28 protein-coding genes and 1 other annotated feature are annotated in these 25,235 nt (G+C 39.0%); all 28 genes read left to right on the top strand.

Annotation, left to right across the window (positions count from 1 at the left end):
- The first annotated feature begins 80 nt into the window (after positions 1–80).
- The 28 genes from FS608_RS03330 (at position 81) to pheA (ending at position 25,206) form a co-directional block, all read left to right on the top strand.
- Positions 81–863, top strand: coding sequence for a MerC domain-containing protein (locus FS608_RS03330; protein ID WP_144547832.1), 783 nt, complete (start codon positions 81–83; stop codon positions 861–863).
- A gap of 75 nt (positions 864–938) precedes the next feature.
- Complete coding sequence (locus FS608_RS03325) at positions 939–2,267, top strand: G5 domain-containing protein (RefSeq protein ID WP_144547831.1); 1,329 nt, start codon at positions 939–941, stop codon at positions 2,265–2,267.
- A 15-nt stretch (positions 2,268–2,282) separates the two neighbouring features.
- Entirely contained in the window at positions 2,283–3,944 is a 1,662-nt protein-coding gene (locus tag FS608_RS03320; protein ID WP_144547830.1) for a GspE/PulE family protein, read from the top strand.
- A 12-nt stretch (positions 3,945–3,956) separates the two neighbouring features.
- On the top strand, positions 3,957–5,006 hold the full coding sequence (locus tag FS608_RS03315) for a type IV pilus twitching motility protein PilT (RefSeq protein ID WP_144547829.1): 1,050 nt from the start codon (positions 3,957–3,959) through the stop codon (positions 5,004–5,006).
- A complete protein-coding gene (locus FS608_RS03310; protein WP_144547828.1) occupies positions 4,999–6,216 on the top strand; it encodes a type II secretion system F family protein in 1,218 nt (405 codons plus the stop codon). The genes FS608_RS03315 and FS608_RS03310 overlap by 8 nt, the downstream gene beginning before the upstream one ends.
- A gap of 134 nt (positions 6,217–6,350) precedes the next feature.
- Positions 6,351–6,818: a type II secretion system protein gene (locus FS608_RS03305; protein ID WP_144547827.1), complete on the top strand. Its 468-nt coding sequence runs from the start codon at positions 6,351–6,353 to the stop codon at positions 6,816–6,818.
- Between the two features lie 35 nt (positions 6,819–6,853).
- A complete protein-coding gene (locus FS608_RS03300; protein ID WP_144547826.1) occupies positions 6,854–7,615 on the top strand; it encodes a prepilin peptidase in 762 nt (253 codons plus the stop codon).
- A gap of 16 nt (positions 7,616–7,631) precedes the next feature.
- Complete coding sequence (gene pilM, locus FS608_RS03295; protein WP_144547825.1) at positions 7,632–8,627, top strand: type IV pilus biogenesis protein PilM; 996 nt, start codon at positions 7,632–7,634, stop codon at positions 8,625–8,627.
- Entirely contained in the window at positions 8,627–9,502 is an 876-nt protein-coding gene (locus FS608_RS03290; protein WP_144547824.1) for a PilN domain-containing protein, read from the top strand. Before pilM ends, FS608_RS03290 begins: the two co-directional genes overlap by 1 nt.
- Positions 9,499–10,278, top strand: coding sequence for a pilus assembly protein PilO (locus FS608_RS03285; protein ID WP_144547823.1), 780 nt, complete (start codon positions 9,499–9,501; stop codon positions 10,276–10,278). Before FS608_RS03290 ends, FS608_RS03285 begins: the two co-directional genes overlap by 4 nt.
- Before the next feature lie 102 nt (positions 10,279–10,380).
- The gene (locus tag FS608_RS03280; RefSeq protein ID WP_144547822.1) at positions 10,381–11,496 is read left to right on the top strand and encodes an SPOR domain-containing protein; all 1,116 of its coding nucleotides are present in this window, start codon (positions 10,381–10,383) and stop codon (positions 11,494–11,496) included.
- Between the two features lie 207 nt (positions 11,497–11,703).
- Positions 11,704–12,276 carry a Maf family protein gene (locus FS608_RS03275; protein ID WP_144547821.1) on the top strand — a complete coding sequence of 191 codons (573 nt, stop codon included), beginning with the start codon at positions 11,704–11,706 and terminating at the stop codon, positions 12,274–12,276.
- Positions 12,277–12,318: 42 nt separating this feature from the next.
- Positions 12,319–13,008 (top strand): RadC family protein, encoded by a 690-nt coding sequence (gene radC, locus FS608_RS03270; protein WP_144547820.1) that lies wholly within the window; start codon positions 12,319–12,321, stop codon positions 13,006–13,008.
- A 162-nt stretch (positions 13,009–13,170) separates the two neighbouring features.
- On the top strand, positions 13,171–14,193 hold the full coding sequence (locus FS608_RS03265; protein ID WP_144547819.1) for a rod shape-determining protein: 1,023 nt from the start codon (positions 13,171–13,173) through the stop codon (positions 14,191–14,193).
- 85 nt (positions 14,194–14,278) lie between these two features.
- Complete coding sequence (mreC, locus tag FS608_RS03260) at positions 14,279–15,160, top strand: rod shape-determining protein MreC (protein ID WP_144547818.1); 882 nt, start codon at positions 14,279–14,281, stop codon at positions 15,158–15,160.
- Positions 15,157–15,675 (top strand): rod shape-determining protein MreD, encoded by a 519-nt coding sequence (mreD, locus tag FS608_RS03255; RefSeq protein WP_144547817.1) that lies wholly within the window; start codon positions 15,157–15,159, stop codon positions 15,673–15,675. Before mreC ends, mreD begins: the two co-directional genes overlap by 4 nt.
- A gap of 153 nt (positions 15,676–15,828) precedes the next feature.
- Positions 15,829–16,509: a septum site-determining protein MinC gene (gene minC, locus FS608_RS03250; protein ID WP_144547816.1), complete on the top strand. Its 681-nt coding sequence runs from the start codon at positions 15,829–15,831 to the stop codon at positions 16,507–16,509.
- Position 16,510: 1 nt separating this feature from the next.
- Complete coding sequence (minD, locus tag FS608_RS03245; protein ID WP_144547815.1) at positions 16,511–17,314, top strand: septum site-determining protein MinD; 804 nt, start codon at positions 16,511–16,513, stop codon at positions 17,312–17,314.
- A 122-nt stretch (positions 17,315–17,436) separates the two neighbouring features.
- Entirely contained in the window at positions 17,437–18,219 is a 783-nt protein-coding gene (locus FS608_RS03240) for a M23 family metallopeptidase (protein ID WP_144547814.1), read from the top strand.
- Complete coding sequence (locus FS608_RS03235; protein WP_144547813.1) at positions 18,212–19,081, top strand: M50 family metallopeptidase; 870 nt, start codon at positions 18,212–18,214, stop codon at positions 19,079–19,081. Before FS608_RS03240 ends, FS608_RS03235 begins: the two co-directional genes overlap by 8 nt.
- A gap of 34 nt (positions 19,082–19,115) precedes the next feature.
- Positions 19,116–20,579 carry an Rne/Rng family ribonuclease gene (locus tag FS608_RS03230; RefSeq protein ID WP_144547812.1) on the top strand — a complete coding sequence of 488 codons (1,464 nt, stop codon included), beginning with the start codon at positions 19,116–19,118 and terminating at the stop codon, positions 20,577–20,579.
- A gap of 69 nt (positions 20,580–20,648) precedes the next feature.
- Positions 20,649–20,731: a sequence feature (ribosomal protein L21 leader region), on the top strand.
- A 13-nt stretch (positions 20,732–20,744) separates the two neighbouring features.
- Complete coding sequence (rplU, locus tag FS608_RS03225; RefSeq protein ID WP_026563440.1) at positions 20,745–21,053, top strand: 50S ribosomal protein L21; 309 nt, start codon at positions 20,745–20,747, stop codon at positions 21,051–21,053.
- Between the two features lie 15 nt (positions 21,054–21,068).
- Positions 21,069–21,413: a ribosomal-processing cysteine protease Prp gene (locus tag FS608_RS03220; RefSeq protein WP_144547811.1), complete on the top strand. Its 345-nt coding sequence runs from the start codon at positions 21,069–21,071 to the stop codon at positions 21,411–21,413.
- Positions 21,414–21,707 (top strand): 50S ribosomal protein L27, encoded by a 294-nt coding sequence (rpmA, locus tag FS608_RS03215; RefSeq protein ID WP_026563442.1) that lies wholly within the window; start codon positions 21,414–21,416, stop codon positions 21,705–21,707.
- 207 nt (positions 21,708–21,914) lie between these two features.
- The gene (locus tag FS608_RS03210) at positions 21,915–22,457 is read left to right on the top strand and encodes a Spo0B C-terminal domain-containing protein (protein WP_144547810.1); all 543 of its coding nucleotides are present in this window, start codon (positions 21,915–21,917) and stop codon (positions 22,455–22,457) included.
- Between the two features lie 60 nt (positions 22,458–22,517).
- Complete coding sequence (obgE, locus tag FS608_RS03205) at positions 22,518–23,813, top strand: GTPase ObgE (protein ID WP_144547809.1); 1,296 nt, start codon at positions 22,518–22,520, stop codon at positions 23,811–23,813.
- Positions 23,814–23,854: 41 nt separating this feature from the next.
- Entirely contained in the window at positions 23,855–24,295 is a 441-nt protein-coding gene (locus FS608_RS03200; protein WP_144547808.1) for an ACT domain-containing protein, read from the top strand.
- A gap of 56 nt (positions 24,296–24,351) precedes the next feature.
- Positions 24,352–25,206, top strand: a complete 855-nt coding sequence (gene pheA, locus FS608_RS03195) for a prephenate dehydratase (protein WP_144547807.1) — start codon at positions 24,352–24,354, stop codon at positions 25,204–25,206.
- Positions 25,207–25,235: the final 29 nt, after the last annotated feature.

Raw genomic sequence — 25,235 nt, 5'->3', positions numbered from 1 at the left:
TTTTTGTGTAAATAGGCGAAAAGTAATATAAAATTAGAAAAGATGCTACCTAATGGAATAAATAGAAGGGGGTTGGATAGATGGTGCCAATAATATGGGCCTTTGGTTCTATGCTTATTGTAATGATCGTTTTATCCTTTATACCGATTGGATTCACAGTGAAAGGAAAGGTACTCATTGTTTTAGTAAGTTTTGTACTTGCTCTAGGAGGAATTGCTGCAGCTTTAGTTGTCCCGTTATGGGAAACTGCCTTAATGCTAATTGCACTCATTTTCTTTGCATCGTACATTATGGAGAAAAGAATTGGCGGCGCTTTGAGATTTAAAGAAGTTGTAGAAGATTTGAATGATGAATATGAAGCTCCAGTCTCCATTTCAACTGTTGAAATGGCAAATGATAAAGAGTCTTTGGAATTACAAGTCCTAGAAGTAGTTGATCCATTTACAATGAACTTATCTGAAACAAGTAAATTAGTGGAACAACCAATTTTGGAAATAGATAATCAAAACGAAAATAATATACTAGATTCTGAGATTTCGTTTTTATTAGAACGAAAACCAGAAGAAGAAGTGGACAAACCTACTAAAGAATCACATCAAGAAATTGGCTATTTATCCGATATTGAGAGTTTACTAGCTCTCGAGGCAGAAAAAAGGGTGGAAGATGTTGAGGATTTGCATGTGGAAATCAGAGATTTTTCAAAAAGTGACCAACAGAATCTAACTGATCAACTCAATGACGAGGCAGATCCTCTAGACGACTCATTATTTGATTTTCTGCTTGCGGAGAGAGAAGTAGCTTCTGAGAAAGAGGATATCTTAGAAGAAATTAAACCAAAAGAAAAACTCATTTTACAAAAGTAATTTTATTAATTTGAAAATATAATACCCATTTTTCAAACAGAACAAATAGAAAGAGTTTGAAGGGAGGCAAGAAAAGTGCACAAAAGTCAACAAATGGTCAAATTGTTTATTGTACTCTTCTTAAGTACTGCATTTATATTTAGTTTTTCCCATTATGGGGCGAAAGCATTTGAAAAAATTACAAGTGCAGATGGGAAGTTCTCCGATGGTACCACGATCGGTGCTTTAGATGTTTCAGGAAAGACAAAAGAGGAAGCTAAAAGTCTATTAGAGGCAAGATATGTTGAATGGGTTAAACAGACAGCGATCCAACTACAATATGGGGAAAAAACAGCTTCATTTGACCTAAATCAATTCCATTTAGATTCTCAGCAAACAATTAATTCAATTAAGGATGGGCAGAAAAATCCTGCTTTTATTACTGTCGATAAGTTACAAGTTGAAGAGCAATTAGAAATATTATTTTCACAAATAAAAACAAGTGATTTTGATATAGCTAAGCTCACAACGAGCTTAAATACAATAGCTTCATTATTCGAATCCGGTTCACAGACCTTAGACCTTCATAAAGAGTTCTTATTGGCTGGAAAAATTAAAAAGGATGCTATCATAAATTCTGCGGTAATTTCAATGGATGAAGTGCCGTTTGCCTTGCAAACGGTCATTGAGGCAAACCCTGAAATAGAAATATCTGAGGGCGCGACTTTCTCGTTGTTAGATTTTGCTAAAAAGCAAAAAATTGATGATGTTGATTCTCTAAACGTAATCGCCACTGGTATTTATCAAGCGATCTTACCTTCAAACTTTACAATTGTAGAAAGAAATATTGGCAGCACTTTACCTGCATACTCAAAGTTAGGTTACGAAGCGATGGTAATCCTAACGAAAAAGGCCGACTTGGTGATTGAAAATCCTAATGAATCAAAGTATAAACTAAAACTCATCTTAGAAAACAAGCAACTGAAGGTTACATTAACGGGTGAAGAGTTAGTGTACAAATATCAAATTAAAACGAAAGAGAATCAAAAGTTAGCATTCAAAACAATCATACAATATAGTCCGCTTCTTCTCCCAGGAAAATCAAAGATTCAAACAAAGGGGAAAAAGGGTCAAATTATTAAAGTTTATCGGGAAGTTTATCAAGGTGAAGAAATTCTTAAAAGTGAATTGATTTCAGAGGATTATTATCCTCCTTCATACCAGATTGAAGTTCATGGACTTGCTGGCAGTGTACAAGCAGGTACCCAAACGACTGATACAACTAATAATTCAGATGGCAGCAGTAACCAAACTACCGATGCATCAATTCCTGATGGAAATCAAACAACAACTACAACAGATAATACCCAACAAGATTCTAATAATGATAACCTATGGGGAAAGCCAAATGAACAACCAAAATAAAAGCAGGGATGTAAAATGAGGCAATCAAGAAAACGACTAGGAGATTTGTTAATTGAAGAAGGCTTAATTACTCCTGAGCAACTTCAAGCTACATTAGATGAAAAAGATGCTTCTCAAAAACTAGGAGATGCCCTTCTACAAAGAGGATATTTAACAGAACAGCAATTAGTTGAAGTACTTGAATATCAACTCGGAATTCCACATGTCAGTCTGTTTCAATATCCATTTGATACAAATCTTTTTTCACTAATTACAAAAGAAACGGCAAAAAGAAATCTAATCATCCCGTTAAAAAGGGATGGGAATAAGCTTTTTGTCGCAATGGCAAATCCAATGGATTTTATTGTTATTGATGATTTGCGTCTGTCGACCGGTTTTCATATTGAGCCGGCCATTTCGACGAAGGATGATATTCTCCGTACTATCAATAAATATTATGATGTCGATGATGGACTTGATGAATTACTTGATGAACTTCCATTAAACGATCGTGACAGAAATGAAGACGTAACCGATCAAAATTCTCCGATTGTTCGTTTAGTGAATCAGATTTTGACAAATGCAGTGATCAATCGAGCAAGTGATATTCATATCGATCCACAAGAAACAAAAGTGGTTGTCCGATACCGAGTTGATGGTGTTCTACGGAACGAACGCGTTCTCCCACGAAATATGCAAAGTGTATTAACAGCTAGAATAAAGATTATGTCTAACCTTGATATTACTGAGCATAGAGTACCGCAGGATGGTCGAATTAAGCTGAATCTCGACTTTCATCCTGTCGACCTTCGTGTCTCAACGTTGCCAACGGTTTATGGTGAGAAGATAGTAATGCGTCTGCTAGACATGGGTTCCACTTTAAATGATTTAAACAAGCTGGGTTTCAATTCCTTAAATTTGAAGAGATTCAGTGAAATGATTGAAAAGCCTACAGGCATTGTCCTTATTACCGGGCCAACAGGATCAGGAAAGTCCTCGACCCTTTATGCTGCACTTAATAAGCTTAACAGTGAAGCAGTTAACATTATTACCGTTGAGGATCCCGTTGAATACCAATTAGAAGGAATCAATCAAATACAAGTCAACCCGAATGTTGGCATGACCTTTGCCGCAGGACTTCGCTCGATTCTTCGACAAGACCCCAATATTATAATGGTCGGGGAAATTCGTGATAAAGAAACAGCAGAAGTGGCAATCCGTGCTTCGTTAACGGGACACTTAGTATTAAGTACCCTCCATACCAATGATTCCATCGGGACTGTTACCCGGCTGATTGACATGGGGGTAGAACCTTTTTTACTAGCCTCTTCATTAAGCGGAATTGTTGCTCAGCGCCTAGTTCGAAAAGTGTGCAGAGATTGTGCGGAAGTTCAAGAACCATCAAAGCGGGAGGTAGACATCTTTGCCAAGCGTGGAATGAAGATTGACAAAATCACTAGAGGAAAAGGATGTTCATCTTGTAGCATGACTGGCTATAAAGGCAGGTTAGCTCTTCATGAAGTGCTGGTCATAAATGATGAAATGACCCGGGCGATGATGAACGGCGAATCTTTTCAAAAGATGAAGGAATTGGCTAATAAAAATAGGACCATCTTTTTATTAGATGATGGATTATTAAAAATAAAACAAGGGTTAACGACAACTGAAGAAGTATTAAAGGTTGCAATTCTGGAGTAGGAGAGCATGAAAATGAAAGAAAAAATTGACGCGATTTTACGTGCAGCTATCGAATATAAAGCTTCGGATATTCATTTAACGGTTGGTGTTCCCCCGGTGATGCGAATAAATGGTGACTTAAGAAGATATGGAACAGAGAAAATTATGCCAGATGATACTGAAGGTATGGCTAAGGCGATAATTCCTGAAGGCTTGTGGGAAATATTTAAGGAAAAAGGTGAACTGGATTTTTCTTATGGTGTTCCTGGGATTTCACGATTTCGTGTCAATGCCTATCATCAGAGGAAAAGTGTTTCAATTGCCTTAAGAACAGTCGCCTCAAAAACACCAACAATTGAAGAATTAGATTTACCAGATATCATTTCTAAATTGGTTGAGAAGCCACAGGGGCTAATCCTCGTAACAGGACCAACAGGGAGTGGGAAATCAACTACACTAGCATCGATGATTGATTATATGAACCGTACGATGCGTAAGCATATTATTACCTTAGAAGATCCTATTGAATATCTACATCGACATGGGACTTCGATTATAGATCAGCGGGAAGTTGGCTTTGACACCAATAACTATGCGAGTGGTTTAAAGGCAGCACTCCGTCAAGATCCAGACGTTATTCTTGTTGGGGAGATGCGTGACATCGAGACCATGTCAATCGCGATAACAGCCGCTGAAACCGGTCACCTTGTTTTAGGGACGCTTCATACATCAAGCGCACCGACCACTATTAACCGGATCATTGATGTATTCCCATCGGGACAACAGCCACAAATACGAGTACAGTTAGCTTCTGTATTAGTTGGGGTTATTTCTCAGCGTTTATTTCCGACTACGGATAAAAAAGGGCGGAAAGCTGCTACTGAAATATTGGTAAATAATGCTGCAATCGCCAACCTTATTAGAAATGAAAAAATTCATCAAATCCAAAGTACGATGCAAACGTCCCGAGCTCTAGGAATGCATACACTTGAAATGAGTATAAGAGACCTTTTAGATCGAAACTTGATTCAAAAGGAAGCTGCATCCCAATACTTGCATGAAAAGATGATGATGAATGGCTAGATATAAATATACTGGACGTGACAGAAAAGGAAAACGGCAAGGCACTGTAAATGCAGGTTCTAAGCGGGAAGCGATGGAGAAGTTGAAAGAAGAGGGAATCAGGGTTATTGAAATCACCCAGGTACCTGAGACCCTTATGACTAAGGATTTAACGTTCGGGACCCCGGTGAAACTGCAGGATTTTGTCATTTATTTAAGACAATTCTCGACTTTAATAAAAGCAGGGGTAACCGTTGTCGAAGCAACGTCAATATTAGCCTACCAAACTGAAAGTAAAGCCTTAAAAAAGGCTTTACTAGATGTGGAACAAGAGATGCGGGAAGGTAATCCTCTTTCAGAAGCTGTTGCCAAACACAAGAAAATCTTTAATCAAATGTTTATTAACCTCGTTAAAGCTGGGGAAGTCAGTGGTAATTTAGATGAAACACTAGATCGCTTGGCTGAACATTTTGAAAAACAACATTACACTCGGCAAAAGATAGTTTCTGCTCTTTCTTACCCAATAGCGGTAGGAATTATCGCTATTATTGTTGTTATTTTCTTACTTGTTGCGGTTGTTCCAACATTTGTATCGATGTTTGATGATATGGGCGGGGAACTACCTGCAATCACAAAGTTTGTTCTTTCTGCAAGTGACTTTATGCAGTCATTTTGGTGGATTGTTGGACTTTTAATTTTTGCGATGGTCTTCTTGGTCGCCTATTTTAAGAAAAATAATAAAACTAAATACTATTTTGATTATTATTTGTTGAAAATTCCTGTTTTTGGGAATTTGTTGCAAAAAGCAGCACTTGCGCGGATGATGCGAACACTTAGCTCATTATTCTCAAGTTCAGTTCCCATTCTACAAGCGATGTCCATTGTAGAAAAAGTCGTTGAAAATGAAGTTCTAGCAAAGGTAATTCGAAAGTCGCGGGATTCACTAGAGAAGGGTCGTTCTATGACAGAACCCATGCAAAACCACTGGGCTTTTCCACCATTAGTTACTCAGATGATTGTAATTGGTGAGGAAACTGGGGCTTTAGATGCAATGCTATCAAAAATTGCTGAATTCTATGAAAAAGAAGTAGAAAATGGAACAGATCGGTTAAAATCATTAATTGAACCATTAATGATAGTCTTTTTGGCAGGTTTAGTAGGGACTATAGTCATGTCTATCATGGTTCCAATGTTTACTATGTTCGACCAATTTCAACAGATGAATCAATAATAGACAAAAAAACAATAAATTGTGAGGAAATGAGACAAAATACCAAAAATCTCTTTTCATTCCTTTGTCAATTAATGTATACTACAAGAGACAATATTACTAGGTTCATAGAACCATAAAGGGAGATGAAATTAATGCTTCAAAAGTTAAAAAATAAGCTAAAAGATCAAAAAGGTTTTACATTAATTGAATTACTTGCAGTAATTGTTATTTTAGGGATTATCGCGGCAATTGCAGTACCATCAATTCTTGGATTAATTGATAACTCTAAGAAAGATGCACATGTTGCTAATGCTCAACAAATGGTAAGTGCTGCGAAGATGGTAGTGGCTTCTAATAGTAGTTATCAAACTGGAGATGTATATTTGAGTTTGACAGACCTAGAGACAATGAAGTATCTTGATACTGTTGATAGCCCTGATACGGACTATACAAAGGATAAACCTAGCACTGGCACCAACTATTCTTATGTTAAACTTTCAGCAGGAAAAGTAGTAGAAGTAAAGTTAGTCGCAGGTGATAGAGTACTAAGTGAAACAGCTGCAGATGCTAACAAAGGACTTTCAACTAAAGAAATAGATAGACAAAGTTTAAACAAATAAGATTATTAGTAATATTGGGAGAATCTATTAATGGTATGAAGATATTATTGTTATTAATATTTGTATATGGTTGTATCTTCGGTTCATTCTTTAATGTAATTGGCTTACGCGTGCCATTAAAGAAATCAATTATTATACCCAGGTCTGCTTGTCCTGTATGTGGCCATCAGCTAAAAGTTTATGAACTTATTCCTGTGGTATCATATCTAGTTCAAAGAGGAAAATGCCGCGGCTGTCAGTCGCGGATTTCTCCTATCTATCCAACTTTTGAATTACTCACTGGATTACTTTTTATGACAGCACCACTTGTTATTGGCTGGTCTGGAGAATTAGTAGTTGCTCTAACACTAATTTCAATGTTTATGATTATCATTGTTTCAGATATTCACTATATGCTTATCCCTGATAAAATTCTAATCTGGTTTGCAGGGATTTTTTTATTGGAGCGGATATTTTGGCCGCTAAGCCCTTGGTGGGACAGTATTCTTGGTGCATTAACTGGTTTTGTCCTCCTTCTAATCATTGCCATTGTCAGCAAAGGTGGAATGGGCGGCGGGGATGTAAAACTTTATGCCTTAATTGGATTGGTATTAGGTTTTAAACTAGTACTTTTATCCTTCTTTTTTTCAACATTATACGGAGCAGTTATTGGCGGATTGGCATTACTTTTTAAAATTGTAAATCGACGTCAGCCAATTCCATTCGGACCCTTCATTGCAGCTGGAACCTTAACAGCTTATTATCGGGGAACGGATTTAATTAATTTGTATATACACTTCCTTGATCAAGGATTTTAACTAAGGGGTTTTTTATATGGCTTTTTCCCTTTTTACACCTAAAAACCGAATAATTAATTTAGTTTTGAATGATCATTCCATTCGTTTTCTTGAGCTAAAGCAGGTGAATCCTCCTTCTGCTCAAAGATGGTGTGAACGATTTCTCCCTCCAGGTATTATAAGAGATGGGAAAATTACCGATATTGATTCATTGTCAAACATTTTGGAAGAGTGTATTGAAGAATGGAAAATTCAAAGACGTCAAGTTCGCTTTATTGTCCCTGACCAGCTTGTAATTATTCGGAAAGTGTCGATTCCAGCTGAAATTCAGGATGATGAAATTCAGGGATATCTGTATTTAGAACTTGGTTCTAGTATCCACTTACCATTTGAAGAACCAGTCTTTGACTTTTATCCATTAAAAAATGATGGAAAAACAAGGGATTTACTTTTATTTGTGGCGCCGGAACAGCAGGTAATGGAATATGCAAACTTACTCTCTAAACTAAAGCTAAACCCGATTGCTGCAGATATATCTCCGCTTGCATTGTACCGTTTATATCATCAACTTGATGATTCAAGCGTTAATGAAGTAATATTCTCTGTCCAATTTGACTTGACCAGTGTTAATTTATGTATTTTTGAAGAAAATGTACCGCTGGTTATGCGTCAATTTCCTTTACCATTTAATGTAGATATTTGGGAGGTAAAGTCGGACATGGCGGGCAAATTGGTATTTAAGTATATCGGCGAGTCAGAGGAGTTAGTGATTCAGTTTGAAGATATTTTTAGAGAGATTAATAAATTAAGTGACTTCTACCGTTATACACTTAACAATGAAAAAAGTGATATTACGAAATTTTTACTGAACGGTGATCATCCGATGCTTCAAGCTATCTATGATGAAATGATTGAGAGATTGGATGTACCTGTTGAAATGATTTCTCTTGAATCTGACTCTAAAGGAAAAAAAGAAAATCTACCTCCTAGTCAATTACTGTCCTTAGGTTTGGCATTAAAAGGGGTGCAATAATGTTAGTAGAAATTAACCTGCTTCCCCAAAAGGAACCGAAAAAAATTGGCTTTATTATCACTTTGTCTAGTTTAGTTGTTTTATTGTTACTTATTGGTACATTTTACTACTTGCAAACCAATACTGCTAAAAACGAAATCGCATCATTAGATAGACAAATCACAATGACCAAAAAAATTGCTGATAATGAAAATAAAAGTACAGAAACTGCTGCAGCTACTAGCTCTGTTAGTCAATTAAAGAGTGCTATTGAATGGGCTAATGAATATCCAATTCAGACGCTTCCTGTCATGCGTCATCTGACCTCATTGTTGCCTGAGCGCGGCTTTATTCAGAGCTTTGCCTATACAGAAGCGGGGACTATTTCACTTACAGTTCAATTTGATAGTGCTAGAGAAGCTGCGTACTTTTTAGATAATCTTAATAATTCAAAATGGATCGAAGAATCAAGTTTGAGTTCATTATCGGCTGCAGCAACTGCAGATTCGACTACTGATAACTCTACTAATGCAACAACTAGTCAATCAAGCACAACGAATTCTTCAAATGATTCAACAACTCAAACAACAACCCAGACGAATCAAGCAGATTCAAGTCAAAGTGGGACAAACCAGGATTCAACTACTAATATTGGTAGTCAAACGAATTCAACATCAGGAACAACAAGTGAGCAAGCAAGTACCAATACCTCGACATCAAATACAAATTCGACCAATAACTCAATGACTGCATCCAGCAGTAAAACAAGTAAGAAAGAGAAGGATAATATCCTTCCACGCTATACCGGTCAATTTGAAATAAAGTTGAATAAAGAAGTTGTTAAGAAGAATATCAAAAAGAGCAAGGACAATGAGGAAGGAGTGACTGCTTCATGAAGCTCCGTTTCTCAAAAAAACAAGGACTAATCATTGCTGGTGTCGCTCTTTTAGTCGTATTATATATCGTTTATGCTCAATTCTTTAAACTGGCTCCTTTAAAATCAGATTTAGAAATGAAGCAGCAGTCACTTGAGTCTGAACAAAAGTTATTGGAAATCGTCAGTCAAAAAAACGCTGAGGAAACCCAAAAAACTTCCGAAGATACGAAGGAATTACAGAAAAAGTTACCTGTTAAGCCTTTACAGGAACAGTTAATTCTGGACTTAGAAAAAGCAGAAAATATCTCTGATAGTAAGATTAGTTCCATGAGTTTTTCAAAAGACGTGGATGTAACGACCACTGACCAAACAAATGCTGAAAATGCTAATGGTCAACAAACTACAACAAATCAAACTGAAACTGCTCAAACATCAGCTACTCAAGACCCGGCGGCACAACAAGCGGGTACCACCCAAACTACAGGCATGAAGAAACTGACCGTTTCATTGAGCGTAGAATCACCTAGCTATGAAAAGCTAGAAAAGTTCATTGAAACACTTGAATCTTTAAAACGGATTATCGTGGTTGAATCGATCAGTTATTCAGGCGGTCAAGAGATCACAAGTTTAGATCAAGAAGATCAGCCTTTAACCTACAGTCTGACAATTTCTGCATTTTATATGCCAACTCTAGATGACTTAGCGGGAGAGTTGCCAAAGATTGATGCACCTAAACCAGCTGGTAAAGACAACCCACTAAGCCAATTCTCTGCTACGACGGACACACAGCCATAATTATCACCATAACAAACTAGTAAATAATTTGGCGAAAGTCTACGATAACAAGACGACAAAAGTCTTGTTATTTTTTTTTGCCTTTGTGATAGGATGAAGCCAATGACCCATCGGAAGAGAGAGGAGTACGGTTTTGTGGACAAGCCTAACAAAGGCAATACAATTAAGATCAAATTAAATGCAGAAAACCCGCCCATTCAAGAAGTTCCTCCCAAAGAAGAGGTTGAAACTAATATCGATCCCGTTCCAAGAATAATAAAAATTAATACGGAACTTACAGAATCAGATGTTACTAGTGAAACGGCAGCAGCACAGGAATCAGTTGACGAAAGTTTTGACTGGATTATTCCTGAGTCCTCCGATAATGAAATTGAGGAGTTCAAAATTATACCGAGTCAAACGAGCAAAAAAACGTCTCTACCCAAAATAACAACATTCACATCGAATATCAAAAAGAAAAATAGCCGGCCCTTAGGTTCCATCTTAATTTCTGCTGCATTCGCTATTTTAATCGGAACAACAATTGGAATAGTGATGCTGAAGTTAGTCATCACATCTCCATCTGACAAAACGGTGACAACAGTACCAACTGAGGTCACGGACAAGCCTGCCAGCAGTACTGAAACGAAAACAGCAGAAGCCAAAAATACTTCAGCTGCTTCCATTTCCCAGTTAACGACCTATGTCATTCAAGGCGGGGTTTTTTCGTCAGATTCTGGAGCTAAGGAAACTTCGGATAATCTATCCGCGAAAAATGTTCCATCCGAAACAGTAGAAATGGATGGCAAGTATTATTTATTTCTAGGTGTGGCTGACTCCATTGAAGGTGCTAAAGCATTAGGAGCCCAATATAAAGAAAATGGTATTGAAGATGTATTTGCAAAACCCTTGTTATTAGAGGAAAAAAAGTTTTCTAATATTACAGATAAAGAAAAGACCTTCTTAAAAGCAGTACCGACTATCTATCAAACGCTCTCACTTACCACCTCAAATGCGGTCGTGACAAAGGATCTTTCGGAGGAAGCAAGTAAAGTACTTAAAGACATCGAATCACCATTAAAAACTAGTGTAAAAAATGAAAAGATTAAAGATCTAAAAGCAGAATTGGTCAGTGCAAACGAAAAAGTAAATGCATTTCAAGAATCAAAAGACGAGAAAAATCTTAGAGACGCCCAAGAGCATTTACTAAACTTTTTGTCGATATATTTCTCAAATTAATTTATATCGACACTCATCGATATTTTCCGGGAAATAAGGCCTATCAAATTCTTGGTAGGCTTTTCGTCTTTTCAAAAAATGAAAAACCTCTGCATAATTTTACAAATTCCATCAAAATTTAATTATATAAAAATTGTTTGCTACTGTAATTTCTGATAGGATTGAATTGTATCTCCCTAATACGTACCCTAAAGGTAAGGTGATCGAATGCAGAACCTCATTTTAGCCTCTTCTTCTCCACGGCGAAAAGAACTTCTAGAAACTCTCCGTTTAACATTCGCGATCTCAAGCAGTGAAGTTGATGAAAGTTTTGACCCAGCTCTCGCTCCTAAAGATGTAGTGATGGAGTTAGCCGACCGAAAGGCACAAACCGTTTTTAAAGAAAACCAGGATGCCTTTGTAATTGGCTCGGACACCATTGTTGTTGCGAATAATCAAATTTTAGGAAAGCCCGCAGATGAAGCAGAAGCGTTTACCATGTTAAAAAGCTTGTCAGGTCGTCAGCATGAAGTATTTACAGGTGTTTCAATTGTGTCGAAAGCAGGGACAACAAAGTTTTATGAAAGAACAGAAGTTTGGTTTTGGGAGTTAACGGACGACTCAATACGGGCGTATGTAAAAAGTGGTGAACCGCTTGATAAAGCAGGTGCATATGGCATTCAGCAGCTCGGAAGCATGCTTGTCAAAAAAATAAATGGAGACTATTTTGCGGTTGTCGGACTGCCTGTTTCACGTTTGGTTAGAGAATTGAAAAAGGCAGGCTACCAGTTGCCGTATTAAACTTTTTTGTTCATTAACTCCCTTAATAAGGGAGGAAAAAAAGTGTCCACCAATACATTAATGATCCGTGATTTCCCTCAAGATGAAAGACCCAGAGAACGGTTTGTTCAGCATGGCCCACAAAGCTTATCGAATCATGAACTGATCGCTATTTTGCTGCGAACCGGAACAAAAGACGAGTCGGTCCTGCAATTATCCAACCGGCTGTTAACTCATTTTGAAGGGTTACGTCTATTAAAAGCAGCGACATTAGAAGAGATGACCGAAATCAAAGGGATTGGTTCTGCCAAGGCCATCCAAATCCTCGCCGCAGTCGAAATTGGCAGAAGGATTACCAACCTCGACTATAAGGACCGCTATGTCATCCGCTCCCCGGAAGACGGAGCAAAGTATGTCATGAATGATATGCGCTTTTTATCACAAGAGCATTTTGTTTGTTTGTACCTAAACACAAAGAACCAAGTTATTCATAAACAAACCATTTTCATCGGAAGCTTAAACGCCTCGATCGTCCACCCAAGAGAGGTGTTTCGCGAGGCGTTAAAGCGGTCTGCCGCCTCAATTATTGCAGCCCATAACCATCCTAGTGGCGATCCGGCTCCAAGCCGCGAAGACATTGAGGTCACGAAGCGGCTTGTCGAATGCGGAAAGATTATTGGCATTGATCTCCTCGATCATTTAATCATCGGCGAGAATAAGTTTGTGAGTTTGAAGGAAAAAGGTTATTTATAAACTATGATTTTATTTGACGTTGAGTTATAATAATGGTTATGATTTTTTAGGACTTCTTAAAGATTAAACTAGATAAATATTAGGAAAAAAGACATGATAGTAAAGTGATTATCTATCTATTGGAGTTTTTGCATTACGGTTCAGAAAGGGAGATACAAAACTATGTTTGGAATTAGAGCAAGAGATCTTGGGATTGACTTGGGGACTGCAAATACCCTTGTATATGTAAAAGGAAAAGGAATTGTTCTGCGCGAGCCATCCGTTGTGGCAATGCAGACTGATACAAAAAACATTGTCGCCGTTGGTAATGACGCGAAAAATATGATTGGACGGACACCGGGGAATATTGTCGCAATGAGACCGATGAAGGATGGCGTCATCGCTGATTTTGAAACAACTGCTGCCATGATGAAGTACCATATTCGTCAAGCACAAAAAAGTAAAAACGTGTTTACTGGGAATCCTTATGTTATGGTTTGTGTGCCTTCTGGGATTACCGCAGTTGAAGAACGAGCAGTCATCGATGCAACGAAACAAGCTGGGGCTAAGGATGCGTATACGATTGAAGAGCCATTCGCAGCAGCAATTGGTGCAAATTTACCAGTCTGGGAACCAACCGGCAGCATGGTCGTTGATATTGGCGGTGGAACCACCGAAGTGGCGATCATTTCATTAGGTGGAATCGTTACAAGCATATCCATTCGAGTGGCTGGCGATGAAATGGACGATTCGATTATTACTTATATTAGAAAAAACTATAATTTGATGATCGGGGACCGTACGGCAGAAACGATTAAAATGGAAATTGGCTCGGCTGGGGACGCTGAAGGCGTCGACAATATGGAAATTCGCGGCCGAGATTTATTAACAGGCCTACCAAAGACGATTGAAATCACGGCCAAAGAAATTGCTGGTGCATTAAAAGATACCGTAACTGCGATTGTCGAAGCAGTCAAGAATACATTAGAAAAAACACCACCTGAACTTGCGGCAGATATTATGGACCGTGGGATTGTTCTAACCGGCGGCGGTGCACTGCTCCGAAATTTGGACAGGGTTATAAGTGAAGAAACGAAAATGCCGGTGCTGATTGCAGAGAATCCGCTTGATTGCGTGGCCATTGGGACAGGAAAAGCATTGGATCATATTCATTTATTTAAAAATAAATCAAGAGATTCGCGTTAGATTAGATTGTGCTATTCGGCACATAAGGCATATTTAAAATTAAAAAAACGATACTTTTTATCTAGAAAAATAGAGGTGTATAATCATGCCACAGTTCTTTCTGAATAAACGTCTGATTATTTTGCTTGTCAGCATCATTGTTCTCGTGGCATTGATTGGGTTTTCTTTAAGGGAGAGAAGTAAACTATCCTGGCCGGAGCAATTTCTAAAAGATACCACCGGCTGGGTTCAATCCCTGGTTTCAAAGCCTACTCATTTTGTGACAGGCTTTTTTGAAAATCTCCAGGATTTGCAAAATACATACGATGAGAATAAGGAATTAAAATCGCGGGTTGAAAAAATTGTCAATCTTGAAGCACAAGTACAAGAGCTGAAACAAGACAATGAAGAATTACGTGACATTCTCGGTGAAAAAAGAACCCTGAGAGACTTCAAACCATTACCAGCTACCGTAATTGGCAGAAACCCTGATCGTTGGCATGAAATGATTATTATCGACAAAGGCAAATTAAATGGCATCAAAAAAAATATGGCTGTTGTTACGGCAACCGGCTTGGTAGGTAAAGTCAAAAATGTAACACAATTTAGTTCAACCATTCAACTGTTAAGTGCTATGGATCCAAAAAATCGTATCTCAGCTGTTGTGCAGGGCAAGAAAGATGTATATGGATTTGTCCAAGGGTTTGATGACAAACGAAAACTACTTTTAGTTAAAGCCATACCATCCGGGGAAAAAATTGAAAAAGGGCAAAAAGTGATCACATCTGGCCTAGGCGGAGTTTTTCCGAAAGGACTGCTGATTGGGAAAGTGGTTGATGTAAAGCCCGATCAGTATGGATTAAATCAAACGGCTTTAGTGCAGCCTGGTGCAGACTTTTATGATATTGAAAATGTTATTGTTATTAAAAGGTTAATGACCCAGCCAGTAGATATGCAATCAACAGATGGGAAGGAGAAAGATTTGTGAGAAAATTCCTTCTTCCTCTTTTATTTTTGTTGCTTTTTATTGTAGAAAGTCTTTTTGTGGAGTATTTACCCGAGAAGGTTTTCGGGTTTGAACGAATATTTGTCCCTCACTTTCTTTTTATTGCTATTTTGTTTTTAACGATTTTTGTCGGAAGAAAACATGGAATTATTTATGCGGCCATTTTTGGACTTTTATTTGATGTCGTATATGTTGAAATTATCGGGATCTACTTTTTCTTATTTCCATTTATCTCTTATCTGATTTATAAGCTATTGCAGGTTTTACAATCTAATATTATTACGGCATTTCTTGCGGCCGTTCTTGGTGTTTCACTATTAGAGATTGGTGTTTATGAAATGAACTATTTAATTCATGTAACAGACCTTGATTTTATCAGTTATATGAACTTGCGTTTTTACCCAAGCCTTATCTTAAATGCAGTTGTTACGCTCATTGCTGCCTACCCATTAAAGTGGCTTTTTGAAAAACATTCGGAAGCAATAAGAGCCGAATGATTTTTCATTAAAAAAGAGGAGAATGGACGCATCGTGTCGAAATTTTATTAGGATAGTATGACTATTGATTCGAAATAGGCTAGAGGATCCATATTCCTCTCGAACTGGCTTGTTTTCGAAATTGCTTTCTTATTATGAGGTGAAAAATTCTCCATGAAAAAACGGCAAAATGTTACAATAAAGGGGACAAAGGAAGGACTTGTCCTTCATCTTGATGATAGTTGTTCCTACGAAGAACTAAAAAGGGAACTTGATCATAAACTTTCAGCCAACTCCAGTACACAGGATGAGCGTCATTTAACCTCTGTCAAAGTGGAAATTGGTAACCGCTATTTAACGGAACCGCAGCGGGAAGAACTAAAAGAATTGATTCGCCAAAAAAAGAATTTTGTTGTGGATGAAATTGAATCGAATGTAATCACGAAGGATGAAGCTGAGGAATTATTGGCCGAAACGGAGGTAATGACTGTTTCTAGAATTATTCGTTCGGGACAAGTCCTCGAAGTCCCAGGAGACCTGTTGTTAATTGGCGATGTCAATCCAGGTGGAACGGTCATTGCAGGTGGAAACATCTTTATCATGGGAACGTTAAAGGGGATAGCTCATGCAGGTTGCTATGGGAATGATGACGCAGTCATTGCCGCATCCAGCATGAAGCCATCTCAGCTTCGAATTAGTGATTGCTTAAATAGAGCACCAGACAGCTTTCAAAGCAATGAAAAACGGGAAATGGAATGTGCATACATCGATGAAAGCCGTCAAATCATTGTTGATAGATTACAAGTGTTAATCCAATTAAGACCAAATTTAACGAGATTAGAAGGGGGACATTAAAGTGGGAGAGGCAATCGTAATTACATCCGGTAAGGGTGGCGTAGGAAAAACAACAACTTCTGCTAATATCGGCACATCCTTAGCCCTTCAAGGTAAAAAAGTATGTTTAGTAGATACTGACATCGGTCTTCGTAACTTGGATGTAGTCATGGGACTTGAAAACAGAATTATTTATGATCTTGTCGATGTTGTTGAAAAAAGATGCAAAATCCATCAAGCCCTTGTGAAGGATAAACGTTTTGATGGGTTATTATACTTATTGCCAGCAGCACAAACCGTTGATAAATCAGCCGTGAAGCCAGAGCAAATGAAAGAATTAATCGTCGAACTAAAGCAGGACTACGATTATATTATTATTGATTGCCCAGCGGGTATTGAGCAAGGGTTCCAAAATGCGATTGCTGGGGCTGACAAGGCGATCGTCGTGACAACACCAGAGGCTTCTGCCGTCCGTGATGCGGACCGGATCATTGGTCTGCTTGAGAAACAACCGAATATGGAGTCGCCAAAATTAGTCATCAACCGGATCCGAAATCATATGGTCAAAAATGGGGATATGCTCGAGATTGATGAGGTTACACAGCATCTTTCCATCGAACTCATCGGCATTGTCGCTGATGATGATGAAGTGATTAAAGCTTCTAATCACGGGGAACCAATTGCCCTCAATCCGAATAACAAAGCATCAATTGCGTACCGAAATATTGCGAGAAGAATCCTTGGTGAATCAATCCCGCTGCAGTCACTTGAAAATGCAGACAAGGGAATGTTTACCAAAATTAAGAAATTTTTTGGTGTCCGTTAAAAAAGTGCCGCTATATGTCAGCCTGTCCACTCACTTGTGGACAGGTTGTTTTATTTTCAAGACATACTCTTTCATTCCTCTTCATAGACTTGTACAAATTAGTGTGAAAAGGGTGGATGGAAATGGCGCGGTCTACACCGGAAGAAATTCGGCGACGAATCGCAAAGCGAAAAAATGATAAAGGAACAACATCTGTAAAAAGTCCCGACCGCCAAATTGCTTGGCCAAGTGACGATGAAAAATATGGCTTTCATCAGTACACTCCTCCAGAGGGGAGTGATAGCGAGGATGGGCATCCATTATTTAAAAAGGAAGTTTTCTTTTTTAAAATATTGTCCTCTATCCTCCTATTTCTAGTGGTTGCGATATTATTTCGGAACCATTCCACTGCCTTTGACCCAGCGAGAGACATGGTGACTAAAACAATGGACCAGGATTTTAAGTTTGCGACCGTATCAAACTGGTACGAAAGCAAGTTTGGAAAACCTTTAGCCCTTTTACCTTTTTCGGATAAAGATCAAACGGAGAAAAAAGAGGTGGTTGAAACTGAGTTTTCCGTCCCAGCGATGGGGAAAATCCTCGAAAACTTCGAAAAGAACGGGCAGGGAATTATGATTGAAACGGGAAAAGGGGCATCCGTCCAAACGATTAATGAGGGCTTTGTTATGTCTGCAGGTGTAAAAGAAGGCCTTGGGAAAACAGTCGTCGTTCAACATGCCGATAAAACGGAAACATGGTATGGGAATTTAGATGAAATCGACGTTAAGTTATATGAGTATGTCGAAAAACGACAAGTAGTTGGCACCGTCTCTGGATCCACTGGTGATGATAAAGGTAAATATTACTTTGCTATAAAAAAAGACGATAAATTTATCGACCCAATTCAGGTGATACGCTTTGAATAAAGCTATTAATTTATTTCGATTGATCAGCATCCATCCATTACTATGGATTGTCATTGCACTTTCCGTTGCCACAGCTCATTTCCTCGAGGTTTGCTTACTACTAGGAATCATTTTCATCCATGAATTGGGGCATGCGGCTGCGGCTTCTTTTTTTTCATGGAGAATCAAAAAAATCACCCTGCTGCCGTTTGGCGGGGTTGCCGAAATGGATGAGCATGGCAATCGCCCGTTAAAAGAAGAGATGATTGTCGTTCTAGCCGGGCCGCTCCAGCATGTGTGGATGGTAGCTTTAGCCTATGGATTGGTTAGTATGGACCTGATATCTGTGGACCTTTTTCACCTGTTTTTTAGCTATAATATGATGATACTCATATTCAATCTCTTTCCTGTTTGGCCGCTTGATGGCGGGAAACTGGTATTCTTACTGCTTTCATTAAAAAGTTCCTTCCCCAGCGCCCATCGCTTAACGCTTATCCTTTCCTTGGTTAGTTTATCGATCTTTTCGCTGGTTATTGTTGTAGCAGCCCCAACACATATCAATGTCTGGGTCATCATCGCCTTCCTTTATTTTTCGCTATACCATGAGTGGAAGCAGCGCCGCTTTATCTTTATGAGATTTTTATTGGAGCGCTATTATGGCAAGAAATCAAGTCTGCAAACATTGAAACCAATTGAGGCCAATGAAGAAGATTTACTTATTCATGTCTTAGAAAAGTTCCAACGCGGCTGCAAACATCCAATCATCGTCGAGGCTGATGGCAAGGAAAAGGGAATGCTAGATGAAAACGAACTCTTACACGCCTACTTTACCGAAAAACGCCTGACCGACAAAATCAGCGACCTTCTCTTTTCTTATTACTGAGGTATAATAAAAAGAAAAAAGTGAGGTCGCTTGTTTGGAAACATTAATAGTTAACTACAACTCACGGGAAAAGCGATTGGCTTATATAAAAGATAACCGTGTGGAAAATATCGTATTTGACCGGCCAGAACATCGATCACTGGTCGGTAATATTTATTTTGGGACTGTGACGAAAGTATTACCCGGCATGAATGCCGTGTTTATTGATATAGGCGAGGATAAAAATGCGTATTTACACCGGGATGTGCTTCCTTCGTATCTCTTATCACAAGATAAACAAAAAAACGTCAGCTCGTTCGTCCATCAAGGAGAAAAAATGCTTGTTCAAGTTGACAAGGATGCGACCGGCACGAAAGGTGCCCGAGCAACGGGGATTATTGAAATCTCGGGGCCTAATCTGATTTACATGCCCAAGGGTCGTTATGTGGCCGTTTCAAAAAAAATTGCTGATGATAGGCAGCAAGCAGCACTACGCCGAATCGGCAGTCACTTAAAAACCGACGAAGAAGGGATGATTTTTCGAACTTCCTCCCCTACTAGTAGCGAAGAAGAAATACATTCTGAACTAACAAACCTGCGCGAGCAGTATCAACAACTGTTGCAGAAAACGGCAGGCCTTAAAAAGCCAGGGATTATTTTTCAAAAAGATACTTTCATCGAAATAATCTTGGACAATGTGGGGAGAATGAAAGACGGAGAAGTAATCGTCGATGACTTATCACTAAAAAAGCTGGCTGAAGAGCGAAATAATCAGGTTAAACATAGTTATTACAATGGAAAAGAGAATATTTTTTCAGTACATAATATCGAGCATGAAATTGATAAAGCCCTCAAACGGATTGTCTGGCTTGAACATGGTGCCTACCTAATTTTTGATGAAACGGAAGCGCTGACGATTATTGATGTGAACACAGGCAAATTTTCTGGGAAGACGGATTATCAGGAAACGGTGTTAAAAACAAACCAGTTGGCTGCGAAGGAAGTTGTGCGCCAGCTGCGTCTGCGTGATATTGGCGGAATCGTCCTCATCGATTTTATCGATATGAAGCGTGAAAAGGACAAGCAGGCTATTCATGCTCTTATCGAATCGGAATTAGCCAAGGATCAAAAAAGAACAAAGATTATTGGCTTTACCCCGTTAGGCATTCTGCAACTAACTCGAAAGAAAACAAAGGTTACTCTTTCAGAGGCACTCGAAGTGAAATGTCCTGTCTGTGATGGGACAGGCCGGATTCTCAGTCCAGAAACGGTTGGCTTTCGGCTTGAACGAGAGCTATTAGAGCACCGCTATACTGAATTTGAGGCTGTCCTGGTGGAAACGACCGCTGAGGTGAAAGAACAGCTACTAGGCCCAAATCAAGCCCACCGGGAAGCCTTAGAAGAGCTCTTACATCTTAAGTTGTTTTTTTCGATTCAGCCGTCTAACCGCCATTATTATGTGATAAAACAGTTTGGCAGTGCTGATGAGATTGCGCAAAAAAGTTTGAATGAAAAATGATCTTCCTAAAATTCTATTGACACTTTTGCCTAGAATATGTTAGGATTTTAATGTTATGTTTGTAGCGCACCCGTGCTACAACCGCACAGAACAGGTCCTAAGTCTTTAACGTAAGTTTAAAGCGCCTGTGTATGGCGAGTCTGAGTTTATAAGGAGGTGCAGTTCATGTACGCAATTATCGAAACTGGCGGTAAGCAATTGAAAGTTGAAGAAGGCCAAGCTATCTACATCGAAAAATTAGATGTTGAAGCTGGTGAAACAGTTACTTTTGACAAGGTTCTTTTCGTTGGCGGTGAAAACGTAAAAGTAGGTTCTCCTGTTGTTGCAGGTGCTACAGTTACAGCTAAAGTTGAAAAACAAGGCCGTCAAAAGAAAATCATTGTTTTCAAGTACAAGGCGAAGAAAAACAACCGTAAGAAGCAAGGTCATCGTCAACCTTACACTAAAGTAGTCATCGAAAAAATCAACGCGTAAGGTGTTGAATCATAGATGATAAACATTACGATTTATCGTAAACAGTCCGGAACGATTCAATCATTCGAAATGAGCGGACATGCATTGTTTGCAGATCGTGGGAAAGACATTGTTTGTGCAGGCGTATCAGCCGTATCTGTTGGTGCGATTAATGCGGTGCATGAACTAACCGGTGTCACTCCTGATCTTGAACATCGAGCAGATGGTTTTCTCCGCTGTGTGATTCCTGAAGATCTTCCAGAAAACACACAAGAGAAAGTGCAAATTCTTCTCGAAGGAATGGCTGTTTCATTACGGTCGATTGAAGAAGAATACGGAAAGCACATAAAGATTACCTTCAAAAAGCAGGAGGTGGAATAAATGTTATTAAAATTAGATCTTCAGTTGTTTGCATCTAAAAAGGGTGTAGGTTCTACAAAAAACGGACGTGACTCTATCGCAAAGCGCCTTGGTGCTAAGCGTGCAGACGGACAATTCGTAACTGGTGGTTCAATCCTTTACCGTCAACGCGGTACAAAGATTTACCCAGGTGAAAACGTTGGCCGTGGAGGCGACGATACACTTTTTGCAAAAGTTGACGGCGTTGTGAAATTTGAACGTGTCGGCCGTGATCGCAAAAAAGTGAGCGTTTATCCAGTAGCTCAAGAAGCTTAAGGATTCTTTGAAAACTCTAACCTGATTGGTTAGAGTTTTCTTTTTGCCAGCGAATTTTTCCTTCCATAATATACTTCGGGAAACGCTACGTAGATGCTTCTTTTTGCCTCTAACTAACTTTCATCACAAAATAAGCTTACTCATGGTTCATTTTTTGATATACTATCAGCAAACTAGTGTTGTGACACTTAATGTGGGAGTGTACGTATGGAGAAAGATTGGGATATTGTTGAAGTGCTGCGGCATGCTCGGCATGATTGGTTAAATAGGCTTCAACTAATAAAGGGGAACTTAGATTTAAACCGAATCGACCGGGCAAAAGCGGTCATCGATGAAATAATTATTGAAGCGCAGCATGAGTCAAAGCTTTCAAATTTGAAAATGCCTTTGTTTGCCTCACTATTGTTAAAATCAAATTGGGAGAATCCTTCTTTTAAACTTGAATATGAGGTCCTTCATGATACCAAAGTTGATCCAATCAATGAGAACCTGTTAACAAAGTGGACATCTCATTTATTTACCTGTTTAAATGAGACGATTGAAGCGTTTCAAGAAAATCATTTATCCGTAACAATTGACCCGGAATCAAAGGGGATTCGTTTCTTTTTTGATTTTAGCGGGATAATAATAAAAAGCGAAGTTATCAATGAATTCCTTTCAGAACCATATAGTCTACTCGACATCGTGGTCAAGGACTTCACAGAAAGCGAATTCGCATTAGAAGTGTATATACCTTATCAAAAAAAATAGGAAAAGCTAAGACTCTTTTCGTGACATTTTTTGATTTGAAATGCAGACTGGAGGAATAAGATGTTTGTTGATCAAACGAAGATTTATGTAAAAGGCGGAGACGGCGGTAATGGTATGGTCGCGTTCCGTAAAGAAAAATATATACCAAAAGGCGGTCCAGCAGGCGGGGATGGCGGGAAAGGTGCCAATGTTGTTTTTGAAGTAAATGAAGGCTTGCGCACATTAATGGATTTCCGTTATCAGCGTCATTTTAAAGCACCGCGCGGGGAGCATGGCATGTCCAAAAACCAGCATGGTGCCGGTGCAAAGGATATGATTGTCAAGGTACCGCCTGGAACAGTGGTGATTGATGCAGATACGAAAGAAGTAATTGCTGATTTAGTTGAAAATGGACAACAAGCAATCATCGCCAGAGGCGGCCGTGGCGGGCGCGGAAATTCACGATTTGCCACCCCTGCAAACCCTGCACCAGAGCTTTCTGAAAATGGGGAACCAGGTCAAGAGCGGGAAGTAATCCTTGAATTAAAACTGCTTGCTGATGTCGGCCTTGTTGGATTTCCAAGTGTCGGGAAGTCAACGCTTTTATCCGTTGTATCTTCGGCAAAACCGAAAATTGCTGAGTATCATTTTACAACGATTGTTCCGAATCTTGGGATGGTCGAAACGGAAGATGGGCGCAGCTTTGTTATGGCAGACCTTCCAGGTTTAATTGAAGGGGCAAGTGAAGGTGTGGGCTTAGGACATCAATTCCTGCGGCATATTGAACGGACAAGGGTGATTGTTCATGTGATAGATATGTCTGCGATGGAAGGCAGAGATCCATTTGAGGATTATCAGACCATCAATCGCGAATTAAGTGAATATAATTTGCGATTGACCGAGCGTCCGCAAATTATCGTTGCCAATAAGATGGATATGCCGGAAGCTGAGGAAAATTTGAAAAAGTTTAAAGAGCAGCTCGAAGAGGATTATCCAATCTTCCCGATTTCAGCCGTAACAAGAAAAGGTCTTCGTGAATTATTGTATGCTGTTGCAGATAAGATTGAGGAAACACCTGAATTTCCACTTGAGCACGAGGATGAAGAGGAAACAACGGGTGTGCACCGTGTTCTTTATAAGCACGAGGCAGAACCGGAAGCATTTAAAATTACAAGAGAACCGAATGGCACATTTGTCGTCTCTGGTGAAAAGACAGATAAACTCTTTAAAATGACAGACTTCTCGAGAGAAGAGTCCGTTCGCCGTTTTGCACGTCAACTTCGTGGTCTTGGTGTAGATGAAGCCTTGAGGGAAAGAGGAGCAAAAGACGGGGATATTGTGAAATTAATGGAGTTTGAATTTGAGTTTATTGAGTAGAAGGGAACGTGTCCAAAAGAGAGTAAGGTAGAGTGATAAAAATGGATAAAAAATTTTACTTAGTGCGTGAAGATGTTTTGCCGGAAGCAATGAAGAAAACGCTTGATGTAAAAGAGATGCTGGAAAGAGGTAAGGCAGAATCTGTTGCGGATGCTGTTCAAAAAGTAGATTTAAGCAGAAGCGCCTTTTATAAATACCGAGATACTGTTTTTCCTTTTTCAACCATAAAAAAAGAAAAGATTATCTCGCTTTTCTTTCATTTAGAAGATCGCTCTGGTACACTGTCCCACTTGCTCAGTGTCGTTGCAAACTCAGGCTGCAATATTGTTACCCTTCACCAAACGATTCCGTTGCAAAGCAGGGCAAATGTAACACTCTCATTAAACACTTCAAACATCACGATGGAAATAGATGAGTTACTTGAGGAACTTAGGAAGCTCGAGTTTGTAGAGAAGGTAGAAGTGCTGGGAACAGGTGTGTAGAACAAACTACACCTGTTCTCAGCTCTCTTTTTATAAAAATAAGGAGTGGGGAAACAGTGAAAGTTGGATACTTAGGACCAAAAGCTACATTCACAGAATTAGCCGTAAAAAAGGTATTTCAAGGATATGAACATGAGCCCTATCAAACAATTCCTGCAAGCATGGATGCCATAGTTGATAAAGAAGTTGAATTGGCTGTTGTTCCAATTGAAAATGCGCTAGAAGGATCTGTGAATATTACACTCGATTATTTAACACAGGAAGTCCAAATTCCAATAATTGGTGAAATAACCTTGCCGATCAAGCAGCACTTGATGGTACATCCCGATAATCAGGAAAATTGGCAGAACGTCAGTAAGGTGTACAGCCACTCCCATGCGATTGCCCAATGCCATAAATTTCTACATAACCATTTAAAAGGTGTCCCATTTCAAAGCGTCTCATCAACAGCGGCAGCCGCATTAATGGTAATGGAACACCCTGATTTGAAAATTGCAGCAATTGCCAATGAACTGGCTGCTCAGGAGTACGGGTTATCGATTGTCAAAAGAAATGTACATGATTTTGATTATAACCATACGCGGTTTGTTGTTCTCTCTAAGAAAGAACTTGATTTTCAGGCGATTAGCGGATCAACCAATTATAAGACAACACTGATGGTTACACTCCCATCGGATCGCGCTGGGACTCTTCATCAGGTGTTATCCGCCTTTGCTTGGAGAAAATTGAACTTATCTAAGATTGAATCAAGACCGATGAAAACCGGAATTGGCAATTACTTTTTCATTATTGATCTCGAAATGAAAGTGGATGAAGTGTTGATTCCCGGAGCAATAGCAGAAATAGAAGCATTAGGCTGCGGTGTTACAATACTAGGCAGTTATCCATCTGTTATGGTGAGTTTAGACTAAACTAAAAGGGACCCGATCGGGTCCTTTTT

It is taken from the genome of Bacillus sp. X1(2014) (genome assembly GCF_007678255.1).
This window is presented reverse-complemented; position numbering and strand designations above follow the sequence as displayed.